At 71.2% G+C, this 21309-nt stretch carries 22 protein-coding genes; 9 read left to right on the forward strand and 13 right to left on the reverse strand.

Features of this window, described 5'->3' with window-relative positions; genetic code table 11:
• Positions 1-24 precede the first annotated feature (24 nt).
• The 3 genes from DPQ65_RS13705 to hisC all read right to left on the reverse strand — a co-directional run bounded on the left by DPQ65_RS13705 (position 25) and on the right by hisC (position 3580).
• The gene (locus tag DPQ65_RS13705) at positions 25-1026 is read right to left on the reverse strand and encodes an alpha-ketoacid dehydrogenase subunit beta (RefSeq protein ID WP_114907920.1); all 1002 of its coding nucleotides are present in this window, start codon (positions 1024-1026) and stop codon (positions 25-27) included.
• Complete coding sequence (gene pdhA / locus DPQ65_RS13710; RefSeq protein WP_238146860.1) at positions 1026-2213, reverse strand: pyruvate dehydrogenase (acetyl-transferring) E1 component subunit alpha; 1188 nt, start codon at positions 2211-2213, stop codon at positions 1026-1028. Before pdhA ends, DPQ65_RS13705 begins: the two co-directional genes overlap by 1 nt.
• A gap of 290 nt (positions 2214-2503) precedes the next feature.
• A complete protein-coding gene (gene hisC / locus DPQ65_RS13715) occupies positions 2504-3580 on the reverse strand; it encodes a histidinol-phosphate transaminase (protein ID WP_114907921.1) in 1077 nt (358 codons plus the stop codon).
• Between the two features lie 36 nt (positions 3581-3616).
• Between hisC and DPQ65_RS13720 the strand changes: the two genes are divergently transcribed.
• Together DPQ65_RS13720 and DPQ65_RS13725 are read left to right on the forward strand one after the other, a co-directional pair.
• Positions 3617-4000 carry a phage holin family protein gene (locus tag DPQ65_RS13720; RefSeq protein ID WP_114907922.1) on the forward strand — a complete coding sequence of 128 codons (384 nt, stop codon included), beginning with the start codon at positions 3617-3619 and terminating at the stop codon, positions 3998-4000.
• Positions 4000-4722 (forward strand): dienelactone hydrolase family protein, encoded by a 723-nt coding sequence (locus DPQ65_RS13725; RefSeq protein ID WP_114907923.1) that lies wholly within the window; start codon positions 4000-4002, stop codon positions 4720-4722. Before DPQ65_RS13720 ends, DPQ65_RS13725 begins: the two co-directional genes overlap by 1 nt.
• On the opposite strand, the gene DPQ65_RS13730 is transcribed toward DPQ65_RS13725, so the two are convergent.
• The 7 genes from DPQ65_RS13730 to paaN form a co-directional block, all read right to left on the reverse strand.
• Positions 4719-4979 (reverse strand): DUF6458 family protein, encoded by a 261-nt coding sequence (locus DPQ65_RS13730; protein ID WP_114907924.1) that lies wholly within the window; start codon positions 4977-4979, stop codon positions 4719-4721. The two genes, DPQ65_RS13725 and DPQ65_RS13730, sit on opposite strands and share 4 nt — an antisense overlap.
• A 147-nt stretch (positions 4980-5126) precedes the next feature.
• A complete protein-coding gene (locus DPQ65_RS13735; protein WP_114907925.1) occupies positions 5127-5402 on the reverse strand; it encodes a hypothetical protein in 276 nt (91 codons plus the stop codon).
• Positions 5403-5443: 41 nt separating this feature from the next.
• Complete coding sequence (locus DPQ65_RS13740; protein WP_114907926.1) at positions 5444-7126, reverse strand: substrate-binding domain-containing protein; 1683 nt, start codon at positions 7124-7126, stop codon at positions 5444-5446.
• A 20-nt stretch (positions 7127-7146) separates the two neighbouring features.
• A complete protein-coding gene (locus DPQ65_RS13745; protein WP_238146861.1) occupies positions 7147-7938 on the reverse strand; it encodes an NUDIX hydrolase in 792 nt (263 codons plus the stop codon).
• A 50-nt stretch (positions 7939-7988) separates the two neighbouring features.
• Positions 7989-9203 carry a formaldehyde dehydrogenase, glutathione-independent gene (fdhA, locus tag DPQ65_RS13750; protein WP_114907927.1) on the reverse strand — a complete coding sequence of 405 codons (1215 nt, stop codon included), beginning with the start codon at positions 9201-9203 and terminating at the stop codon, positions 7989-7991.
• Positions 9204-9309: 106 nt separating this feature from the next.
• Positions 9310-9771, reverse strand: a complete 462-nt coding sequence (locus DPQ65_RS13755; RefSeq protein ID WP_238146862.1) for a DUF3817 domain-containing protein — start codon at positions 9769-9771, stop codon at positions 9310-9312.
• Positions 9764-11479 (reverse strand): phenylacetic acid degradation protein PaaN, encoded by a 1716-nt coding sequence (paaN, locus tag DPQ65_RS13760; protein ID WP_238146863.1) that lies wholly within the window; start codon positions 11477-11479, stop codon positions 9764-9766. The genes DPQ65_RS13755 and paaN overlap by 8 nt, the downstream gene beginning before the upstream one ends.
• Before the next feature lie 176 nt (positions 11480-11655).
• On the opposite strand from paaN, the gene DPQ65_RS13765 reads away from it, so the two are divergent.
• Entirely contained in the window at positions 11656-12189 is a 534-nt protein-coding gene (locus DPQ65_RS13765; protein ID WP_238146864.1) for a putative immunity protein, read from the forward strand.
• A 38-nt stretch (positions 12190-12227) separates the two neighbouring features.
• Here the strand turns inward: DPQ65_RS13765 and DPQ65_RS13770 are convergent, their stop codons facing one another.
• Positions 12228-13286, reverse strand: a complete 1059-nt coding sequence (locus DPQ65_RS13770; RefSeq protein ID WP_114907929.1) for an ArsR/SmtB family transcription factor — start codon at positions 13284-13286, stop codon at positions 12228-12230.
• Between the two features lie 92 nt (positions 13287-13378).
• On the opposite strand from DPQ65_RS13770, the gene DPQ65_RS13775 reads away from it, so the two are divergent.
• From DPQ65_RS13775 to DPQ65_RS13790, 4 genes are all read left to right on the forward strand, one after another.
• Complete coding sequence (locus DPQ65_RS13775) at positions 13379-14155, forward strand: hypothetical protein (protein WP_114907930.1); 777 nt, start codon at positions 13379-13381, stop codon at positions 14153-14155.
• A gap of 82 nt (positions 14156-14237) precedes the next feature.
• Entirely contained in the window at positions 14238-14606 is a 369-nt protein-coding gene (locus DPQ65_RS13780) for a nuclear transport factor 2 family protein (protein ID WP_114907931.1), read from the forward strand.
• 115 nt (positions 14607-14721) lie between these two features.
• Complete coding sequence (locus DPQ65_RS13785; protein WP_114907932.1) at positions 14722-15627, forward strand: deoxyribonuclease IV; 906 nt, start codon at positions 14722-14724, stop codon at positions 15625-15627.
• Positions 15628-15677: 50 nt separating this feature from the next.
• Complete coding sequence (locus DPQ65_RS13790) at positions 15678-16868, forward strand: 3-hydroxyacyl-CoA dehydrogenase NAD-binding domain-containing protein (RefSeq protein ID WP_114907933.1); 1191 nt, start codon at positions 15678-15680, stop codon at positions 16866-16868.
• 35 nt (positions 16869-16903) lie between these two features.
• Here DPQ65_RS13790 and DPQ65_RS13795 read toward each other — a convergent pair whose 3' ends face one another.
• Positions 16904-17329, reverse strand: coding sequence for a hypothetical protein (locus DPQ65_RS13795; RefSeq protein WP_114907934.1), 426 nt, complete (start codon positions 17327-17329; stop codon positions 16904-16906).
• Positions 17330-17438: 109 nt separating this feature from the next.
• Here DPQ65_RS13795 and paaI point away from each other — a divergent pair, with 109 nt between their 5' ends.
• Both paaI and DPQ65_RS13805 read left to right on the forward strand, forming a co-directional pair.
• Positions 17439-17906 (forward strand): hydroxyphenylacetyl-CoA thioesterase PaaI, encoded by a 468-nt coding sequence (paaI, locus tag DPQ65_RS13800; protein ID WP_238146865.1) that lies wholly within the window; start codon positions 17439-17441, stop codon positions 17904-17906.
• Between the two features lie 9 nt (positions 17907-17915).
• Complete coding sequence (locus DPQ65_RS13805; RefSeq protein ID WP_114907935.1) at positions 17916-20015, forward strand: glycosyltransferase family 4 protein; 2100 nt, start codon at positions 17916-17918, stop codon at positions 20013-20015.
• 77 nt (positions 20016-20092) lie between these two features.
• Here the strand turns inward: DPQ65_RS13805 and DPQ65_RS13810 are convergent, their stop codons facing one another.
• A complete protein-coding gene (locus DPQ65_RS13810) occupies positions 20093-21295 on the reverse strand; it encodes a glycosyltransferase family protein (RefSeq protein WP_114907936.1) in 1203 nt (400 codons plus the stop codon).
• Between the last annotated feature and the right edge of the window lie 14 nt (positions 21296-21309).

Consider the following 21309-nt stretch of genomic DNA (forward strand, 5'->3'; position numbering starts at 1 on the left):
CAGGTGGTCGAGAGTGCCAGGCACTCAGTAGGCGAGCGAGCGGTCGACCGCGTCCAGGATGCGGTCGATATCGGGGAGGAAAACTTCCTCGTGCCGGCTGGGCGGGTAGGGAATGTTGTAGCCCCCGACCCGCAGGACTGGCGCCTCCAGATGGTAGAACGCCTCCTGCTGAATCAGGGCGGCCACCTCGGCCCCCATCCCCAGGAAGGTCTGCGCCTCGTGCACGACGACCGCGCGACCGGTCTTGACGACGGAGTCAAGGATGGTCGGGCGGTCCAGCGGCGACAGCGAGCGCAGGTCGACGACCTCGACCGAGGTGCCCTCGGCCTCGGCAGCCTGGGCAGCGATCATCGCGGTCTTGACCATCGGGCCGTAGGTGACCAGGGTGAGGTCGCTGCCCTGCGCCCGGACGACGGCATCGTGCAGGCCCAGCGGAGCGGTGTCACCGAGCTCGACCTCACCACGCTCGTGATAGCGCCGCTTGGGCTCATAGAAGACCACCGGGTCATCACTGGAGATGGCCTGCTGCATCATCCAGTAGGCGTCCTCGGGCGTCGCCGCCGTCACGACGCGCAGCCCCGCGGTGTGCGCGAAGTACGCCTCGTTGGACTCACTGTGGTGCTCCACCGCGCCGATGCCGCCGCCGTAGGGGATGCGGATGACCATCGGGAGCCGCAGGTGCCCCAGCGACCGGTAGTGCATCTTGGCGACCTGGCTGATGATCTGGTCGAAGGCCGGGTAGACAAAGCCGTCGAACTGGATCTCCACGACGGGCCGGTAGCCACGCAGAGCCATGCCGACCGCGGTGCCCATGATCCCGGCCTCGGCCAGGGGCGTGTCCAGCACGCGGTCCTCACCGAAGTCCTTCTGCAGGCCCTCGGTGATCCGGAAGACACCACCCAGCTTGCCGATGTCCTCACCGAGCAGCACGACCTTGGGGTCGGCCTCCATCGAGGCACGCAGACCGGCGTTGAGCGCCTTGGCGATCGTCATCTTCTGGGGCTGCACCCCTGTGCTGGCGCTCATCAGTCCTCCTCGAAGCTGGCCTGGTAGGCCATGAACTCGTCGCGCTCCCGCTCCACCAGCGGATGCGGGTCGACGTAGACGTTCTCGAACATCTCCTCGTGCGGAGGATTCGGCATCTGCTGGCAGGCGGTGCGGATCCGCAGGGCCAGCTCGTCGGCCTCGGCCTCCAGCTCGGCGAACCAGTCGTCGTCGCCCAGTCCCTGCGCCACCAGGTGCTTGCGCAGCCGGTCGATCGGGTCCTTCTTCTTCCAGAGGTCGACCTCGGCGGCGATGCGGTACTTCGTCGGGTCATCGGAGGTGGTGTGGGCACCCATCCGGTAGGTGAAGGCCTCGATCAGCGTCGGACCCTGTCCCGACCGCGCCCGGTGCAGCGCCGCACGGGTCACCGCGAGCGAGGCCAGCACGTCATTGCCGTCGACCCGGACGCCGGGGAGCCCGAAGCCGCGGGCGCGCTGATAGGGCGGGATGGTGAACTGCTTCTCGTTGGGCTCGGAGATGGCCCAGTGGTTGTTCTGCACGAAGAAGACGACCGGCGAGTGCGCGACCGAGGCGAAGACGAGCGCCTCGTTGTAGTCACCCTGTGCCGTGCCGCCGTCCCCGGTGAAGGCCATCACCGCGGCGTCGCGGTCCACGTCCCCGGAGCCGACCAGCCCGTCCTTCTGGACACCCAGCGCGTAGCCGGCGGCGTGCAGCATCTGGTTGCCGATGACGATCGTGTAGAGGTGGAAGTTGTTCTCGTTGGAGTCCCAGCCACCGTGGTTGACGCCGCGGAACATCCCCAGCAGGTTGACCGGGTCGACTCCCTTGCACCACGCCACGCCGTGCTCCCGATAGCCGGGGAAGGCGTAGTCCTGGGGGCGCATCGCCCGTCCGGCCCCGACCTGGGCGGCTTCCTGGCCCAGCAGTGAGGGCCAGAGTCCGAGCTCGCCCTGACGCTGGAGTGCGTGCCCCTCGGCGTCCACCCGGCGCACCAGCACCAGGTCGCGGTAGAGGCTGCGCAGTTCCTCGCCGTCGACGTCCTCGATGAACTCGGCATAGGCGGAGTTGGCCTCGGTCACCGGGACCCGGTTGCCCTCGGCGTCGAGGAACTGGACCATCTCGGGTCCACCGTCGGTGATGTCCCTCGCGGGTGGTTCATGGGTCGCGGGCGCGGCGGTGTCCACCGGCGCGACGACGTCGTCGCTCACTGGTTCTTGCTCCTTCATGCGGCCCGACGCGGCGAGCGCCACGGCCTGTTGCAGGGTCGGTCCCACGCTACCGCAGCGCCGAGGTGCCCTTGAACGCGTGATGCGCAGGCACCGGCAGGCTGGCAGGTGACCTTGGGCACACGGGTGGCCAGCTGGACGCAGCTGCAGCGCCGCACACCAACCGGAATCGTGCGACGCGCTCGCGCATCATCGCAGGTCACAGCGCTGAGCCGTCGCGTGGACCTCGACGATTCCGGTTCGGGTGCGCCGATGGGAGCGCGGGTGTGGGGTCAGCGGTTGCGGAACTCTGCGGCCACCTCGAGGAGCCGGTCATTGGCCTCGGGCTCCCCGATCGAGCAGCGCACGCCGTCGCCGGGGAACGGGCGCACCGTGAGCCCGTGCTCCTGGCAGGCTGCAGCGAAGGCACCCGAGTCGGCACCCAGTGGCATCCACACAAAGTTCGCCTCGGTCTCCGGCACCGGCCACCCCTGCTCGCGCAGCGCCGCCAGCACCCGCTGGCGCTCATCGACCAGGGCCTTGACCCGCACCTCAAGCTCGTCGTATGCCGCGAGGCTGGCCACCGCGGCGCGCTCGGCCAGGTCGGACACCCCGAACGGCGTGGCCGCCTTGCGCAGGGCCGTCGCCACGTTCTCCTGCGCGATGCAGTAGCCCACCCGCAGGCCGGCCAGGCCGTAGGCCTTGGAAAAGGTGCGCAGCACAGCGACATTCGGGAAGTCACGGTAGATCGCCAGGGAGTCCGGGGCGTCCTCGGCGGTGTTGAACTCCAGATAGGCCTCGTCGATCACCACGAGCACGTCGTTGGGCACCTGGCCGAGGAACTCGCGCAGCGCCGCGTCGGAGACGTGCGGGCCGGTCGGGTTGTTGGGCGTGCAGACCAGGATCAGCCGGGTCCGGTCGGTGACGGCGGCCGCCATGGCGGGCAGGTCGTGCTCAGCAGTCTCCGTGACCGGCACCTGCACCGACGCGGCGCCGGCGAGGGCCACGACGATCGGGTAGGCCTCGAAGGAGCGCCAGGCGTAGACGACCTCGTCCCCGGGCTCACAGGTGATGTTGATCAGCTGGCCGAGGACACCGACGCTCCCGGTGCCGGTCGCGATGTGCGTCGTCGGGACGTCCCACCGCTGCGCGAGCGCCTCGGTCAGCCGGGTGACGGCCATGTCGGGATAGCGGTTCATGGTGGCCGCCGCGTCAGCCACGACCTGCACGACCGAGGGCAGCGGGGGGTACGGGTTCTCGTTCGAGGAGATCTTGTAGGCCGTCAGCCCCTCGACGGGGGCGGCCGGCTTGCCCGGCTTGTAGGCGGGGACGCCCTCGAGCGTCTTGCGGAGGCGGACACCATCATTCATGGGCACGAGACTAGTCGGAGGTGCAACGATGGACCCATGTCGTTCCTCATCAGAGTCCTCGTCAACGCCGTGGCGCTGTGGATCACCTCCCGGATCATCGACGGCATCGTGTTCGAGGACACCTCCAACACGACCGCCTTCGTCCTGACCATCGTGGCGGTCGGTCTGATCTTCGGTGTCCTGAACGCCGTGATCAAGCCGATCCTGTTCGTGCTGTCCCTGCCGGTCATGCTCCTGACGCTCGGACTGTTCACCTTCATCCTCAACGCGATCATGCTGTGGCTGACCTCGTGGGTCGCGGGCTGGTTCGACCTGGGCTTCTCGATCGAGGCCTTCTGGTGGGATGCCGTGCTCGGCGCGGTGATCATCACGATCATCTCGATGATCCTCAACGCCGTGCTGCCGGACGGGAGGGACTGATGACCACCGAGCCGAGCGAGGTCTCGATCCCGACTGCCGACGGCGCGATGCCCGCGCACCTGTGGTTCCCGGACGCCGGCGACGGGCGGCAACGCCCGGCCCTGGTGGTCTTCCAGGAGATCTTCGGGGTCTCCGACTACATCCGGAGCCGCTGCGCGGACCTCGCCGACCTGGGGTATGCCGTCCTGGCGCCCGAGTTCTACTGGCGCGTCCCCGCAGGGGCTGTCCCGGAGGACGCGGACGACATGCTCGAGCAGGGCATGGCCCTGGTGCAGCAGCTGGACTGGGACAGCGCGGTGCGCGACGGGGTCGCGGTGACCGAGCACCTCGCGACGCTCCCGCACGTGGGTGCTGTCGGCTACGTCGGGTTCTGCCTGGGCGGCGGGTTGGCCTACGCGACCGCTGCCGCGGCACCGACCACCCCTGCGGCGCTGGTGAGTTACTACGGCTCGGCCCTACCGCAGCTGGTGGACTCCGGGGTGCGGGTCAACGTCCCCAGCCTGCATCACTTCGGCACGGCGGATGCCTACATCCCGATGGAGCAGGTGACGCTGATCCGCGAGGCGGTCCGCGGCGACCACCGGGACGTGCAGTTCGAGTTGCACGACGGCGCCGGCCACGCCTTTGACAACCCGCACCCGATGTTCGCCCACCCGGGCGCCTCGGCCGCTGCTTGGGATCAGACGGTCGAGTTCCTGACCACGCGTCTGCCGGTCAGCTAGACACGTGGGTCGTCGCGGCGGTCGATGACGTCGCGCTCCACCACGTCGGGGCCGCCACGACGCTCCTGGACGACGGTGTGGGCGGTCCGGGTGCGCTGAGCGTTCTGGATCAGTCCGAGGATGATGGCGAGCGCTCCGCCGGCGATCAGGATCCATCCCACGACGTCGAGGTTGGTGCCGATGTAGTCGCTGTCGAGCGTGGTGAAGGACATGATCGCTCCCACCACCAGCAGGGTGATGCCGAGTCCGATACCCATTGTGTCTCCTTTGCCTCGCGGGGAATGTGTTCCCTGTCACCCCATCATGACCCGAACCGGCGGCTCGCGCCGCTCAGGGGCGGACCGGGCGGGTCGCGTCGCGCCTGCGTGCGGCCGCGGGCGCGTGTCTGCATGTGGCGTGGCGGGTCAGAGGCGGGGGTTGTCCCCGCTGGTGTGGTCGATCACATCGCGCGTGCGGCTCTCGGTGACGTTGGGCCCGCGGCGCTCGACGATGGGCCCACCGTGGTCTCGCACGTCATAGGAGTGACGCACGACCGGGGCGTCAGCCTCGCCCTCCACCTCACCGGGATGGGCCACTCGATCAGGTCGGAGCCGATCGGCCAGGAGCCACAGGCCGATCGGCACGCCGGCCAGCGCCAGCGCAACGCTCAGCGCCAGGAAGATCTCCAACCACAACTGCATGCCCGCTCGCACCCTTTCTCCCTGACGATCCCGCCGAACGGTCAGCCGTGGCGGGCCGCGATCGCCTGCACAAAGACCTGACCGATGTCGCGCGGGTCCTCCGCGGCGAACGACTGTCCGCCGGCCGCCGTCGCGACCCGGTCCAGCGCCGCCGAGTCGACATCGGGCCCCATGCCGATCAGGATCAACCGGACCTCCCGCGCCGGGTCGGCTGCGGCCTCGAGCTCAGTGATGAGCTCGTCCTCGCTGAGGCCACCGGTGGAGTCGTCGTTGACACCATCGGTGAGCAGGACGATGGAGCTGACATAGCCCTCCTGCCAGTCTTCCTGCATGTGCCGGTAGGCCGCCAGGATCGTGTCGTGCAGTCCGGTGTCCCCGGTCGTGAAGTCCTGGGTCAGACCCTCGGCAGCCTCCCCCAGCAACGCACGCTGCGTCCGACCGGCAGCCTCCTCGGTGAGTGGGCGCACCGGCAGCAGCTCGGCGAAGTCCTCACCCTCCGGGCCCCGGTCGGTCGAGAAGGCCCACAACCCGACGGCGCTGTCGTCGGGGAACATGCTCAGCCCCACCCCCGCCGCCTCGCTGGTGATGCCGATCCTGGTCGTGTCCGCGACCTGTTCGTCCATCGAGCCGGAGACGTCGATGACCGCGAGCAGCCGCGACGGCGGGTTGAGCGCACCCCACTGCTCGGTGAGCGCGGCGACGGCGGCCTCATCCGGCGCTGTGGCGGCGGCGTCGCCGGCGGAAAACCCGCCGGCCTGGAGCACCGACGCGGCCGCGTCACTGAGCAGCGCTTCCTCCAGCTCGGCGACGCCGGGAGCACTCTCCCCGCCCGGGAGCACCACGAACGAGTAGGACACCGATCCGGCACCTCCTCGTGGCGTCAGTCCCGCGAGCGCGACATCGGTGTCGGCGGAGGCGGCCACCTGGGCCGCGGTGGTGGGCACGAAGACGGGCAGGCCCGAGGCCACGGCGCCCAGCGGGTCCGCGGTCGCGTTCTGGGCGAGGCCCACCATCAGGTTCTGCGTGAGCACCCGGGCCGCGTCGGACTCACCGAGCCCGGACTGGGCTGCCAGGAGGGTGGAACGGGTGGCCGGGTCCTGCCCGGGGTCGCCCACCACGAGCGGCAGCTCGGCGGTGACCAGGTCGGCCCAGGTGGGCTCGTCGACGAGAGCCGCTGTGACCTCTGCGAAGACGGCCTCCTCGGCGGCCAGGACGACAGGTGAGGTGGCGACGACGGGGCCGGACTGCAGCTCCACACCTGCCCGTGCCGCGACGTCTGCGACGGCGGGTGAGGTGGGGATCCACACCTGTGCCGTCGGTTGCTCATCGCCCGTCAGACGCGCCACGACCTCTCGGTCGGTGTGCGCCGTCACCGTGTAGGCGTGGCACCCGTCCGCCGTCTGCGCGACCTCCCGGATCGCCGGGGCGATCTCCGGTGCGGCCAGCACGGTCACCTCGTCGGTCTCCTCGCACGAGCCGGCCGGGTCCGCACCGCCAGCGCTGCTGGCATCCGCAGGACTGGCATCCGCACCGCTGGCGGGCTCCCCACGGGCACCGCTCGGCGCGGCAGGGTCCTCCTGGCTGGTGCGGTCAGGGTCGCTCTGGTCGTCCCCGCTGAGTGCCTGCACGACGCCGTAGACGGCGAGGGCGGCCAGGGCGAGGGCGAGCAGGATCGCCAGGGGCCGGGTGAGGGAGCGCTGCTCTTGGCGACGGTGGCGAGACACAAGAGGTCATGGTAAAGGACCTAGGCCGTCACCGGGGATCCGTTCTCCAGGAACAGGGTCCCCGCTGCTGCTCCGGCGTCCAGGATCGTCGTGAGGTGGCGGGCGGCGTAGGGCGCCAGGTGGGAGCCCAGATCCAGCGGGCCCACCCAGTGGACCGCGGCCAGCTCACTGGCCTCCAGACGGGCGCGCTCGATGAGGTCGGGGACGGTGCCGAGGTCGAAGACGAAGAGCACGGCGTCATCCCACTGGCGGTAGGGCGGCATCCAGTTGACCGCCAGCAGCCGGCCCGCGCGCAGGTCCAGCCCGAGCTCCTCGGCCACCTCCCGCTCAAGCGCACCGCGGGGAGACTCGTGCGGGTCGACGACTCCGCCCGGCAGATCCCAGTCGGTCTTGTACGTGAGCTCACAGAGCAGCACCCGACCGCGGGCGTCCCGGACCAGGCCCTGAGCGATCACCCGCGTCCTGGGCAGCGTGGCGTTGAGCATGGCGAGGAAGGACTCCCGGGTGCCCGGCTCGGGGTCAGAAGCCAGCCGGGCGAGCACGGTGAGGTCGGCGGGCTCGCCGGCACTCGACATACCGCGGCCCCTGGCGGTGCCCTCCGGACGCAACCCCGCACGCTGCAGGGCGATGCGGCTGTCCCGGTCGCCGACCAGGACCCGCGCCTCGACGCGGTGCCCGCCGTCGGTGAAGGCCTGCTCCAGCAGCGGCAGCACCTCCGCCGTGACCAGCTCGGCACCAGGGGGCCAGGTGAGTTCACGCACTCCGGGTGCGACATCCCTGAGCGAGGGACCGGAAGGCGGGGCTGGGCTCACCCAGCCAGCCTAACCATGGCCCCCTGGTGACGCAGCGGGGACCGGCCCGGTCAGGCGACCATGCCGTGCGGGTCGATGACGTACTTCTTGGCCACACCGGAGTCGAAGTCCTGATAGGCCTGCGGCGCCTCGTCAAGGGAGACCTTGGTGGCGTTGACGGCCTTGGCGATGTCCACCTTGTCGTGCAGGATCGCCTGCATCAGGCCGCGGTGGTACTTCATCACCGGGCACTGGCCGGTCACGAAGTAGTGGGACTTGGCCCAGCCGAGTCCGAGCCGCACCGACAGCGAGCCCTCCTTGGCCGCCTCGTCCACGCCGCCGGGGTCGCCCGTCACATAGAGGCCCGGGATGCCCAGTCCACCGCCGGCACGGGTGATGTCCATGAGCGAGTTCAGCACGGCAGCAGGCTGTTCGGTGCCGGCGTTCTCGCCGTGGCCCCGGGCCTCGAAACCGACGGCATCGACGCCACAGTCGACCTCGGGGACGCCGAGGATCTGCTCCAGCTGGTCCGGCACGGGGCCCTTGGACACGTCGACCGTCTCGCAACCGAAGCTGCGGGCCTGGGCCAACCGCTCCTCGTTGAGGTCACCGACGACGACCACGGCGGCACCGAGCAGCTGCGCCGAGGCCGCCGCAGCCAGGCCGACCGGGCCGGCTCCGGCGACATACACCGTGGACCCGACCTCGGTCCCGGCGCTCACCGCTCCGTGGAAGCCGGTCGGGAAGATGTCCGAGAGCATCGTCAGGTCCATGATCTTGGCCATCGCCCGGTCCCGGTCCGGGAACTTCAGCAGGTTCCAGTCGGCATACGGCACCAGGACGTACTCGGCCTGGCCACCGACCCAGCCGCCCATGTCGACATAGCCGTAGGCGCTGCCGGGCCGGTCGGGGTTGACGTTGAGGCAGATGCCCGTGGCCCGTTCCTTGCAGTTGCGGCACCGGCCGCAGGCAATGTTGAACGGGACCGAGCAGAGGTCGCCCTTCTTGATGAACTCCACACCGGGGCCGGTCTCGATGACCTCACCGGTGATCTCGTGGCCCAGGATCAGGTCCTGAGGCGCGGTCGTGCGGCCCCGGACCATGTGCTGGTCGGAGCCGCAGATGTTGGTGGTGACGACCTTGAGGATGGCGCCGTGCGGGACGGGGCGACCGACATTGTCCGGGTTGACACCGGGTCCGTCCTGCAGGACGAACTCGGGATAGGGGATGTCCTGAACCTCCGTCTTGCCCGGTTCGAGGTAGGCGATGCCGCGATTACTAGCCATGTGTGTGCTCGCTGTCCCGGCCCCGGCCGGTGGCCCGCTCCTCGGGTCACTGGACCGTGACCGCTCTGGGGTGCCTCTCACCGTATGACCTGGGAGCCCTCCGGCGCTAGCCCTCCTGAGGAACCTCCGCGGGCGCGGTATCGCCGAGCAGGCCTCGGGCCAGCGCCCAGCGCTCAAAGACCACCGTCATGAACGGGGGCACCGCCGCGACGAGGGCCAGCACCAGGATCTTCCCGCTCCACCCGAACACGCTCTTGGTGGTGAAGGCCACGAGCAGGTAGATCAGGAACATCGCGCCGTGCAGCGGACCGAAGATCTGGACGCCGACCTCGCTGGTCTCCGCGATGTGCTTGAAGTACATCCCGACCAGCAGCCCGGCCCAGGTGAACGCCTCGGCGAAGGCCACGACCTGGAAGACCTTGCGGTTCAGGGTCGAGCCGCGGGCGTGATGTGTCAGGGCCGAGTCCCGGTCGCGGGACCGCCAGTCGCCAGTGGCCTCGCGGCGCCGCTGCTTCATGGCCGACCGGGTCGCCCGGGTCACGGCCCGGCCCAGCCCGAGGTTAGACATGACGCCTGCTGGTGATGACCCGGAAGCGGTTGGCCACGAAGGCGGCGTCGGTGTAGGCCGCGTTGGCCGCCGGGTTCGCCCCGGTGCCGTGGAAGTCGCTGAAGGCCGCGGTCTGGTTCACGAAGATCTGCCCGGTCAGGTTCTCCGACAGGGCAACGCCCGCATCTGCTGCGGCGTCGCGGGCGTCCTCGAGCACGTCCTGGTCGGTGGAGTAGACCGAGGCGGTCATCGCCCCGTGCTCCCGCACCGTCGAGCGCAGCAGGTCCAGTGAGGCGGCCGTGTCCTCGGTGCGGATCACGAAGGCGACCGGGCCAAAGCACTCCTGGCTGTATGCCGGGAGGTTGGCGGCGTCGACCCCGACCAGGGCGGGGACGCGCACCACCGCGTCCGGGTAGGTGGGGTGGGTGATCGGCCGGGCGTCCAGGATCACCTGGCCGCCGAGCCGCTCCGCCAGGCCTGGCACGTCGGTGGCCCGGGAGCGCACGTCGGGGTTGACGGTGGCGCCGAGGATCTCCACGGCCCGGGCGTCGTCGCTGTTGAAGGCGGTGATCGCCCCGGCGAGCTTCTCGGCGAACTGCTCGTGGGTCAGCTCACCCTCGTCGGTGCTCACCCCACCGCTCGGCACGTAGACGTTCTGCGGCGCCGTGCACATCTGGCCGGAGTAGAGCGAGAAGGAGAAGGCCAGGTTGCCGAGCAGGCCCTTGAGGTTGTCGGTGGAGTCGACGACCACAGTGTTCAGGCCGGCCTTCTCGGTGTAGACCAGCGTGCCGTCGGCGCCGGCCTCGCGCTCCAGCCAGCCGCCGAAGCCGGGACCGCCGGTGTAGTCGATGATCTTGATCGCCGGGTGCAGGGCGAGGGTCTTGGCCAGCCCGTCCTGCCCCTCGACCGGCTCGCCCTCGGCGGCCAGCTGCACCAGGGCCCGGTCAAAGCCGGCCGCGGAGAGCACCTCACGTGCGATGGAGACGGTGATCGCCAGGGGCAGCACCGCCTGCGGGTGCGGCTTGACGATGACGGGGTTGCCCGTGGCCAGCGACGCGAACAGGCCCGGATAGGCGTTCCACGTCGGGAAGGTGTTGCACCCGATGACCAGCGCCAGCCCGCGCGGCACGACCCGGTAGTCCTTCTGCATCCGGATCGGGTCACCCTTGGTGGGCTTCTCCCAGGTGACGGAGGCGGGCACCCGCTCCTGCTCGACGAGAGCGGCGGCGACCGCCTCGAGTGCACGGTCCTGGGCGTGCGGGCCGCCCGCCTGGAAGGACATCACGAACGGCTGGCCGGAGGTGTGCATGACGGCGTTGGCCATCTCGTGGCTGCGCTTGTTGATCGCCTCGATGATCTCGACGCAGACCGCCGCGCGGGTGCGGGCGCCGGCGTCCCTCCAGGTCGGCATCGCGGCCTGAGCGGCAGCCACGCCGGCGACGATGTCCAGCTCCGGGTAGCGCACGCCCAACGGCGGGCCGTAGGGCGAGACCTCCGCGCCGACCTCCTCGCCGGTGCTCGGCTGGTCCGCCAGCGGGGCGTAGGCGGCGTTGCGTGCCTCCTCGAAGGCGGACTGCCCGTCCTGGGCCGCGTTCTCGCCGTAGACGCGCGGGGACGGGGACTCGGGGTAGCGGCTGTAGAACTCGCGGGTGGCCAGGGCGTGCGTGGCCGCGTCGAGCACCTCGGCGTGCGTCTCGAGCAGGGCTGCTCCGGGGGCTGTCTCAGTCACCATTCCACCCTAACCGTCACGGCTCCCAGCACCCCCATCCCCGACCGAGCGCGCGGTGTTGCGCTCCACCTCCCCACCGAGCGCGCGGCGCGGCGAGATTCAAGGCCACCGAACGCACGGCGCGGCGAGATTCCAGGCCACCGAACGCGCGGTCGGTGTGGGCGACACTAGGGAGCATGGCCCCGAGCAGCGACTTCAGTCTGACCGCGGAGGAACTCCGGGCGGTCGCCCGCTTCGCGCTGACCAGCGCCGAGGAGGTCCTGGGCATCTCCGAGGCAGCCGACCCTGATGACCCGCGCCCCCGGGCGGCCCTCGACGCCGCGCGTGAGTTCGCGAACGGCGCCCCCAGAGGGAGGCTCCACCGGGTGACCAGCGCCGACGCCCACCGCGCCGCACGTGAGGTCTCCGACGAGGCCGCAGCCCATGCGGCTCGTGCCGCGGGCGATGCGGCGGCCGCGGCCTACCTGCACCCACTGCACCAGGCCACTCAGGTCGGTCACATCCTGCGGGCGTCCGCGCACGCCGCGAGGGCAGCCGAGCTGGCGGCCGGCGACCCCGCCGTCGGGGAGGCCGCGATCGGCCCGGGGCCGCGCGACACCCGTCCTGCGCGAGGTGCTGATGCGCTATCCCACAGCCCCCGAGGGCCGCAGCCGGGTGGCACACCTGATGTCGACCCTGGACGCCGCCCTCCGGGCCGATCACGCCACTAGAGACGCCGGGCCGAGAGGCCTGTGACGCGGCGCCGTCGCTACCCCGAGCCGCGCGGTCCGGACAGCAGACCGGAGCCGAGCTCCGTGCGCCGATAGAACACCGCACGCCCCTGCCGCGTGCCGGTGACCAGACCGGCCCGGCGCAGCACCCCCAGGTGGTGGGAGACGGTCGCCTGCGACCACCCGCCCAGCAGGCTGAGGTGGCTGGTGGTCAACGGGTCGTCCAGCAGCGCCAGCACCTGGGCCCTGGTCCGACCGAGCAGCTCCACGACCGGCCCGACCTGTGCGACGGCCTGGTGCTCACCCCACAGTCCGGCCACCCCGCGGGCCGCATAGATCACGACCGGCGGATCAGGCACCTCCGCGGAGAAGCGCACCGGGCCGGCGTGCACCACGCTCGGCACCAGCAGCATCCCGTCGTCGGCCCAGTCGACGATGCCCTCGTAGGGCCGCTCCAGCACCGCCTCGGTCCCGGTCCAGCGGAACCCCTCGCCGAGTCCTGCGAGCAGGGCCGCCACTCCCTGGTGCACCGCCACCTCACCACGGTGGGCGATGTCGGCCTCCAGGACGGTCCGGACCGCGCCCCATTCGCGGTCCAGCACCCGATCGAAGAAGGCCTGCATCGCCGCCGCCGCCTGCTCCGCGACGGACCGTGCCCCCTGCGTGAGCAGCCGCTGCAGGTGGTCACCGGGTGCCCTGCGCCACCGTTCGTATGCCGTGGGTCCGGGCCACTGAGCGACCACGTCCGGGTGGACGGTCCGGCCGCGCAGCCCGATGTCCAGGTGGTAGTCGACGACCTCGGTCGGGGTGCTGGCGATGCGTCGGACGACCTCGCTCATCGACTCGGTGGTGCCGCGGGGAGGTGGGGTCAGGAAGTCCGGCACGTGCGGGTGGTCCCGGGCATCCGGGACCAGGGACTGCAGCACCTCCAGGTGATGCGCCGGGAGGCTCTGGTGAGCCTCGGCATACCACCGCCGCACGTGCGGCATCGGGTGCCGCCCCCGACTCTGCACGACACCCACGACCTCGGTGGCCGGGGAGATGCCGAAGCGCGACCGGGCCAGGGTCGCGGCATCGGTGCGGATGTGGATCGGCATGCGGACCTTTCGAGCAGGATCGAATCCATTGTGGCGGTGCCGCCGGGGTGGTCGGGTCATCACACCACGTTCGGCTCGACCCAGGAGGCACCATGACCCGCTCCACCCGCAGCAGCACCCGCTCAGGGACGGTCCGCGCCACGGGCACGCCGGCGACCACCGTCCGGGATGGCGTGTCCCCGGTCGGGCGGGGCAAGGGTCTGCCGCGGCGTGGCCTGCTCGCGAGTGCCGGTGCCGTCGCTGCCGGTGGGGCGCTCACCATGGTCTCCGGCGGCACCGCTGCGGCTGCCCGACGCGCACCGGCCTCCGACGCGGTCTCCGACCCGGACGACCGGACCCCCGTCCTGATCGGCGCGAACCCCGGGATCCAGCTCTTCGACGAGGCCGGGGAGTGCACCGCGTACGCCTCCGTGTGGCGGGTCAGCTGGTCACCCGAGGGCACCGGCGACGTCCTGATCCTCTGGCGGCCGGACGGGGTGACCGTCTACTCCGCCAACCGCCACCTCGCCCAGGTGGTGACCGACGACTTCACCCGCCACTTCCCGGAGATGGACGGGCTGCCCTGGCCGGACCCGGTGCACCGGCGCATCCCGGTGGTGATGCACCTGGACATGGCCCGTGGACTGTGGGCCCGGGCCGGTGCCGTCGAGGTGCGGATGTCCGACGTGCTCGACATCCGCAGCTTCACCACCGACCAGTTCCCGCTCGGTGGGGTGCCGCACAGCCTGCATCTCGTGCTCGGCCCCTGCGGGCACGGGCAGATCACGGTGCGTGGGCGTCGCCTGCCCGGCGCGATCTCCGTGGGCAGCGGCTCGACCGGACCGTCCTCGTCAGCGTTCGTCACCGATGCCGAGGTGTGGCGCCGCTGACACACTCGCCACACGACCGACGAGTCCTGACCTCGCGCGGAGTCAGTGACTCACGACAACCAGCACCGCACGAAGGGACACCATGTCTGCCGACACCCCGCACAAGCAGGTCGTCAAGCGCTATCTGGAGGGATTCCGCACGGGCAGCCCCGACCAGATCCTGTCCTGTCTGACCGATGACATCGTCTGGACGGTCTACGGCCACTTTCGACTGTCGGGCAAGGAGGCCTACCGGGCGGCGATCGGCGGCGAGGGCGGCTTGCCGACCCTCGACGTCGTGCGCCTGGTCGAGGAGGGTGACACCGTGATGGCCGAGATCCACGGGGTCGCTCCGCAGCCGGACGGGACACGACAGCGCATGGTCATGGGTGAGGTCTTCCTCTTTCGCGGAGACCTCATCTGTGAGCGGCGGGCCTTCCTGGTCCCGCTCCAGCACGACGACATCCGCTGAGCGGTGCGGCGTCGCCCGACCCCTGCAGGGCGACCCCCATCGCCATGGCCCCGAGCATGCGCCGGGTCGCCCTGCCAGACCGGCTGGCAGTGCGCACGACGTAACCTGTCCCGCTGTGCCCGCCACTCCGCATCCCGACCATGCCGTCCGCAACCCCATCGGGAGCCACGTGCCCGTCGGCAAGGGGCTGGTCGCCGGGGCCCTCACGACCGCCCTGGAGATGGGCGCCGAGACGCTGCAGATCTTTGCCGGCAACCCGCGCGGCTGGGCCCTGAGCTCCGGCAAGCCGGCCGACGACGCCGCTTTCGCGCGGGCGCTGACCGAGCGCGGGGTGCGGGCCTTCGTCCACGCGCCCTACCTGGTCAACCTGGGGAGCCCGACCGCTGCGACCTACGAGAGGTCGGTGCACACGGTGGCCCACAACCTGCTGCGCGCCGCCCAGGTCGGGGCCGAGGGCGTCGTGGTGCACACCGGCTCCTTCGTCGACGCCAGCGGCGACCCGGGGCTGCTCGACGCGGCGCTGGCCCAGGTCCGGGAGGGGCTGCTGCCGATCCTGGAGACGCTGGAGGACGACGCAGCGCCGTGGCTGCTGCTGGAACCGACTGCGGGACAGGGACGCTCGCTGTGCGCGGGGGTCGAGGACCTGCACCGCTACCTGGAGGCACTCGACTTCCACCCGAAGGCCGGGATCTGTCTGGACACCTGCCACGTCTTTGCCGCGGGCGAGCCGCTCGACGAGCCCGGCGGGGCGGGCGCGGCGGTGGACCGGATCGCTCAGATCGGTGGACCGGGCCGGCTGCGGCTGATCCACGCCAACGACTCGATGGACGTGCGGGGCGCCTTCAGGGACCGCCACCAGAACATCGGTGCCGGGCACATCGGGACCGGCGCCTTCGAGGAGCTGTTCGCCCATCCCGGGACCGCGGGGGTGCCGTTCATCCTCGAGACTCCCGGTTCCCGTGAGGTCGACAACCCCGACCTCGCCCTGCTGAGGGAACTGCGGGACCGGGCCCGGGCCTGACCCCACCGCACGCGCGGGTCGGCGGGGTGCCGTCTGATTTGATGAGGCGCATGCCACTCACAGACCAGACCGTTGTTGCCGTTGTCGGAGCCGGTGCCATGGGGGCCGGGATCGCGCAGGTCGCGGCTGCGGCCGGGCACGAGGTGCACCTGGTGGATGCGGCGGAGGGGGCTGCCGCGACGGCACGGGAGAAGCTGGCCGCGACCCTCACCCGCCTGGTCGAGAAGGGGAAACTGACCGACCAGGAGAGTGCGGCCACCCTGGAGCGCATCGTCATCGGACCCGCCGCCGACGGTGACCTCAAGGAGCTGCCCCCGGTCGGGCTGGTCATCGAGGCCGTCGTGGAGAAGCTCGCCGTCAAGCACGAGATCTTCTCGACGCTGGACGACACCCAGGACGAGTCGGCCGTGCTGGCCACCAACACCTCCAGCCTGGACGTGGGCGCGATCGCCGCCAACCTGGGCACGCCGGAGCGAGTCATCGGGCTGCACTTCTTCAACCCGCCCCCACTGATGCGGCTCGTCGAGGTCATCCGCACCACCCAGAGCTCCCGCGAGGTGCTCGCCGACGCTCAGCAACTGATGGAGCACTGGGGCAAGACACCGGTCCTGTGCACCTCGACCCCCGGCTTCATCGTCAACCGGGTGGCCCGGCCCTTCTACGGCGAGTCCCAGCGTCTGCTGGAGGCCGGGGTCGCCGACGCCGCCACACTGGACTTCGCGCTGCGCGAGCTGGGTGGCTTTCGGATGGGGCCGTTCGAGCTGACCGACCTGATCGGTCAGGACGTCAACCTCACGGTCGGCACCAGCGTGTGGCTGCAGACCGGTCGGGACCCGCGCTACGAACCGGTCGCGGTGCAGCGCGAGCTGGTCGAGGCGGGGCGCCTCGGGCGCAAGACCGGGCAGGGCTACTTCGAGTATGCCGAGGGTGGGCAGCCCGTCGACGTCACCCCGGACGAGGCCCGGGCCAGGGAGCTCGTGGGCGGCCCGATCGAGACCGACCCGGTGGCGCGCACCATCGCGATGCTGGTCAATGAGGGCGTCGACCTGGTGCGCCGCGGCGAGGCGACCGCCGAGGACGTCGACACCGCGATGAAGCTGGGCACGAACTATCCCAAGGGACCCCACGAGTGGCTCGCCGAGATCGGGGCGGCCACCATCGTGCAGCAGTTGCGCGCGCTGGACGCGGCGTTCCCGGGCGGGCGCTACCGGGTGAGCTCCGCGCTGGAGGAGCAGGCCTGACTCGGGCGCCGGCCCCGAGTCGTCAGCGCGGGTCGTCAGCGCCGGTTTCGTCGCCGGTAGTCAGCGCGGTCGACGCCGAAGGGCCGGCCGCCGCGGATCAGCAGCAGGAGACCGCCACCTCCGAAGAAGACCAGGCCGATCAGCCCGAAGGCGACCGTCACCGCCGGCGGCGCCCGGTCGATCACGCGCGGGTCGTCCCACGCGATCAGGGCCAGCGCCCCGCACCCCAACCCCATGGGCATCGAGATCAGCCCCATCATCCGGGCCCGCACCACCGTGGAGACCCGGCCGCCGAGCAGCTCCAGCACCCCGACGCCCACGCACGCGCCGAAGAAGAGGACGGCGGCCGCGGCCAGGGGCCAGCTCTGCGGGTCGACGAACCAGATCAGCACGCCGAGCGCCACAAAGATCGTCCCGATCACGACCATCGCGATCGCCCGGCCCCGTCCCACGCCGGACATGGTGGCACGATCGGGCGTGCTGGCACGATTCCGTCGCCCGGCCCGCAGCTGATCCAGCCGGTGGCTAGGCTGAGAACGTGATGCGACGACCCGGCCCGGAGACGGAGACGTGACCGACCCGGACGCCGCCACACCGGACCTGACCCATGTGCGGGCCATGTGGGCCGACGACCGCGCCTCGGCCGGCCTGGGCATCGAGTGTCTCGAGGTCACACATGACGGGGCCTTGGGGTCCGCGACCGCCCGGATGAGCGTGAGCGAGGCGATGGTCAACGGGCACGCCATCTGTCACGGCGGCTTCATCTTCGCGCTCGCGGACTCGGCCTTCGCGCTGGCCTGCAACGCCGGTGGGTCCCCGACGGTCGCAGCGACGTGCGAGATCTCCTTCGTCGCCGCGGCACGCCTGGGCGATGTCCTGCTGGCCACCGCTGCCGAGCGAACCACTTACGGCCGCAACGGGATCACCGACGTCACGGTCACCCGGCAGGGCGACGCCGCCGTGGTGGCGGAGTTCCGTGGCCGGTCACGCTCGATCGGACCCCGCGCACCGGCCGGTCGCGGCGCGCCGTCTCGCTAGACTCGCGCCGTGGCAGCACCCCAGGAGGCACCGGCGCTGAGTCCGCCGCCGGCGGACGGCCAGGTGCTGTCGGTGAGCCGGCCCCAGCGCCTGGTCGCGCTGGCCCACGACGCCGCGGAGTTCACCCGGGTGCGCCACCACCTGCAGGGTCTGACCTGGGCAGGGCACGAGGTCGCCCTGGTGTGGCTCGAGGGGGACCCCGGCAGCCAGTTGGACTTCCTCGCCCAGCGTCGCATCCGCCCCGGTCTCGTGCGCTCGAGCGCGGGGCTCCGGCAACTGATCTCGACGCCCCGCGAGCACTGGCGTGGTGACCGGACCGACCTGGTCGGCGCGAGCAGGCTCGACCCGGCGGTGCTGCGGCTGCTGGACTGGTCGGACGGTGTCATCGCCCTCGGAGACCCGGCCAAGGCCGCACTCGAGGAGGTCATCGCGGGCCGCAGCGTGCGGGTGCCGCACCAGGACCTCCGCGGCTGGGCCGGGCTGGGTCGGGTCTGGTCGACCCTCCGCACCGCGTCTCGGGAGGGAGTGCGCAGCGCCGAGTTCGCCGACGAGCTGGCAGAGCGGGTCACCCTGCTGCAGCCGCCGGCCCCGGAGGAGGCGCAGGACGACCTGACGACCTTCCTGTCCGAGCTCACCCGCGCCGGCCACCACCAGGAGGCGCTGCGCCTGCTGCCCTACCTGCGGCTGAGTGATCCCGACCCGGTGGAGGTCGTGCGCCGACAGGCGTTGGTCGCCCACATCCAGACCTCGGCCGCCGGCCACGAGCATGCCGACCTGCGCAGGAGCGCGGCCGAGCTGCTGCCGGTGATCGACTCCCTGCTCGAGACCGACGTGGCCCGGGCGGCCGCGCTGACCACCCTGGCGCTGGGCCTCCTCTTCCACGTGGAGCTGCACGCGGACAAGCTGGCCACACCGTTGGTGGAGGACCCCGACGACTTTCTCGCCGGCTGGCGTGCCTCGCGGGTCGGGCAGGTGCTGGCCCGTCCCGTCCCCCGGGCGTCCCGGGCCACCCAGCCCGACCGGGACCCGGACGGGCCGACACGGGTCGTCGTCCTGCGCGGCTCCTATCCCCGGTTCTCCGCCCAGCTCGTGGAGGAGCTGGAGTCGCGACCGGACGTCCGGCTGCGGGAGCACGCCTGGACCGGGCGTGGCTCGACCGTGAAGGGCCTGGGTGTCCGACCGGAGCCGATCGAGGCACGGCTGCGGCAGGCCCTCGGCGAGGACGTCACCGACCCGGAGCTGACCGAGCTCTTCGGACAGGCCGATGCCGTGTTCATCGACTGGGCCGATCGGGGCGCGCTCGTGGCGCTCATGCAGGTGCCCGAGGGGGTCCGGGTCACGCTGCGCATCCACAGCATGGATGCCCTCTCAGCCTGGATCCACCTCATCGACTGGTCTCGCGTCGACCACCTGGTCCTGGTGAGTGAGCACCTGCGCGACGTGGTCCGTCGGCTGCTCGGCGACCGGTTGTCGGCAACCACCGTCCACGTCCTCCCGAACGCCGTCGACACGACCCGGATCCCCACCGAGAAGACCCCGGGCCACCTGCGCCGGATGCTGATCATCGGGTGGGCACAGCCGGTCAAGGATCCGGTGTGGGCCCTGGACGTCCTCAGCCGTCTCCGGCGGGTCGACCCCGAGTGGACGCTGGTGCTGGTGGGATCGGACTTCCTGACCACGGCGGTCACCTCGGGTGTGCAGTATGCGGAGCGGTTCCGCGAGCGTCTCACGGCACCGGACGTCCGGGGTGGCGTGGAGTTCGTGACACCGACCTCCGACATCGCACCGCACCTGAGGTCCGTCGGCTTCGTGCTGAGCAGCAGCCGACGGGAGTCCTTCGGCCTCGGTCTGGTGGAGGGCGCCGCCTCGGGTGCCGTGCCCGTCGTGCGCAACTGGCCCGTGTTCGCCAGCCTCGACGGCGCACGCCGCCTGTTCCCGGCCGAGTGGGTGGTCGACAGTGTGGACGCGGCGGCCGAGCGCATCCTGGCGCACGCGGAGGAGCGGCGGTGGCAGCCTGCCTCGGTGGCGGTCCGGACGGAGGTCGAGCAACGCTTCCTGCGCAGCCGGCCCGCTCGGATACTGAGCCGTCTGGTCGTGGGAGACGAATAGGCCGACGCGACCCGCGAGCTCGCCCCAGGGGACCGTGACGCGGACGTGATCCGCACGCTCGTCGTCCGGGTGGACCGTCAGGCGGATGCGATCTGCGCGAGGACCTGGACGGCGGCGGTCGTGTGCTGCACGGGTGACCTGAGGTCCAGCGGCTGGGACGCCAGCGGGCTCCCGGCCTCCACCACGCCCCACACCGGGCGGCCACTGCCCCGGTAGTCACTCCACTTGGACGGCAGGAACGGGTTGGCGGGGAACAGTTTGCGGGTGACCGCGTCATTGATGAGCAGGGCATCCATCCGCGTGCTCAGCGCCAGGAAGTCGAGATATCCCACGAAGGGCCGGGCCCGCACCAGCTCGACCCCGGACAGCCCCAGACCCCGCAGAGCGTTCATCAGGGCGTCCGGTTTGGCGGTGTGGATGTTGAGCTGCAGGCGGTCGCGCAGATCCGGTGGCAGGACGCTGAGCGCGGCGACCACGCTGGTCATGCTGCGATTGGCGTAGAAGTTGCCGAAGTAGCCGATGTGCCGTCGGTCCGGATCGAGGTCCTCGACCGGGTCACCCAGGCGATAGAACTCCGGCGGCAGGGTCGGGTGCGGAGACACCACGGCGCGCTCCCTCGCGCGAGCCGCGAGCCCCTCGTCGGCGATGCGGCCGATCATCAGGTCGCGCTGGTTCTCGTTCGTGAACAGCAGTTCGTCGGCGAGGGCATAGGGCAGAGTCTCGACCCAGCTGAACAGGTTGTCGCCCGGCGGGGGGAAGCCGGCGGCCCGGACCGCCGTGGTGAGTTCGTCCAGCAACTCCCCCTGCGCGACGTCGGTGTGCCGTTCCCTGGCGTCCACGTAGACCGACAGCGGGTCGGAGAACTCGGCCGTCCAGCGCACGTGGGGCCGCAGCTGCTTGAACCGCGCCGCGAGGAAGTGGCTCGGCACCCAGTGGGCCCGGCTGTAGACGCGCTCGTAGCCGGGACCGTCGCCGTCCCACTCGAGCGCCTGGCCGAGCCCGGCCTCGACGAAGGTGCGCACACCCCGCCAGGACGAGAAGAGGGTCGGGGTCGCCAGCGCGACCTTGCGTCGCACGAGCGGACCAGCGATCTGGTCCAGTGCCGGGTCGGTGTCCCGCAGGGAGGACATGTCGTTCTGCAGGACGTCCACCGGGCGACCGGCCGCCCGGACCCGCTTGGCTGCGACGATCGCAGCGGTGTCGACGAAGGGCGCGAAGGCGTAGGCCACCACGAGGTCGGTGGCGGGCGCACCCTCGCCGACGTCATGACCGTGTGCCATGGGCGTCACTCTAT

Origin of the sequence: Ornithinimicrobium murale (assembly GCF_003352835.1) — a bacterium.
Classification (GTDB): Bacteria; Actinomycetota; Actinomycetes; order Actinomycetales; family Dermatophilaceae; genus Ornithinicoccus; species Ornithinicoccus muralis.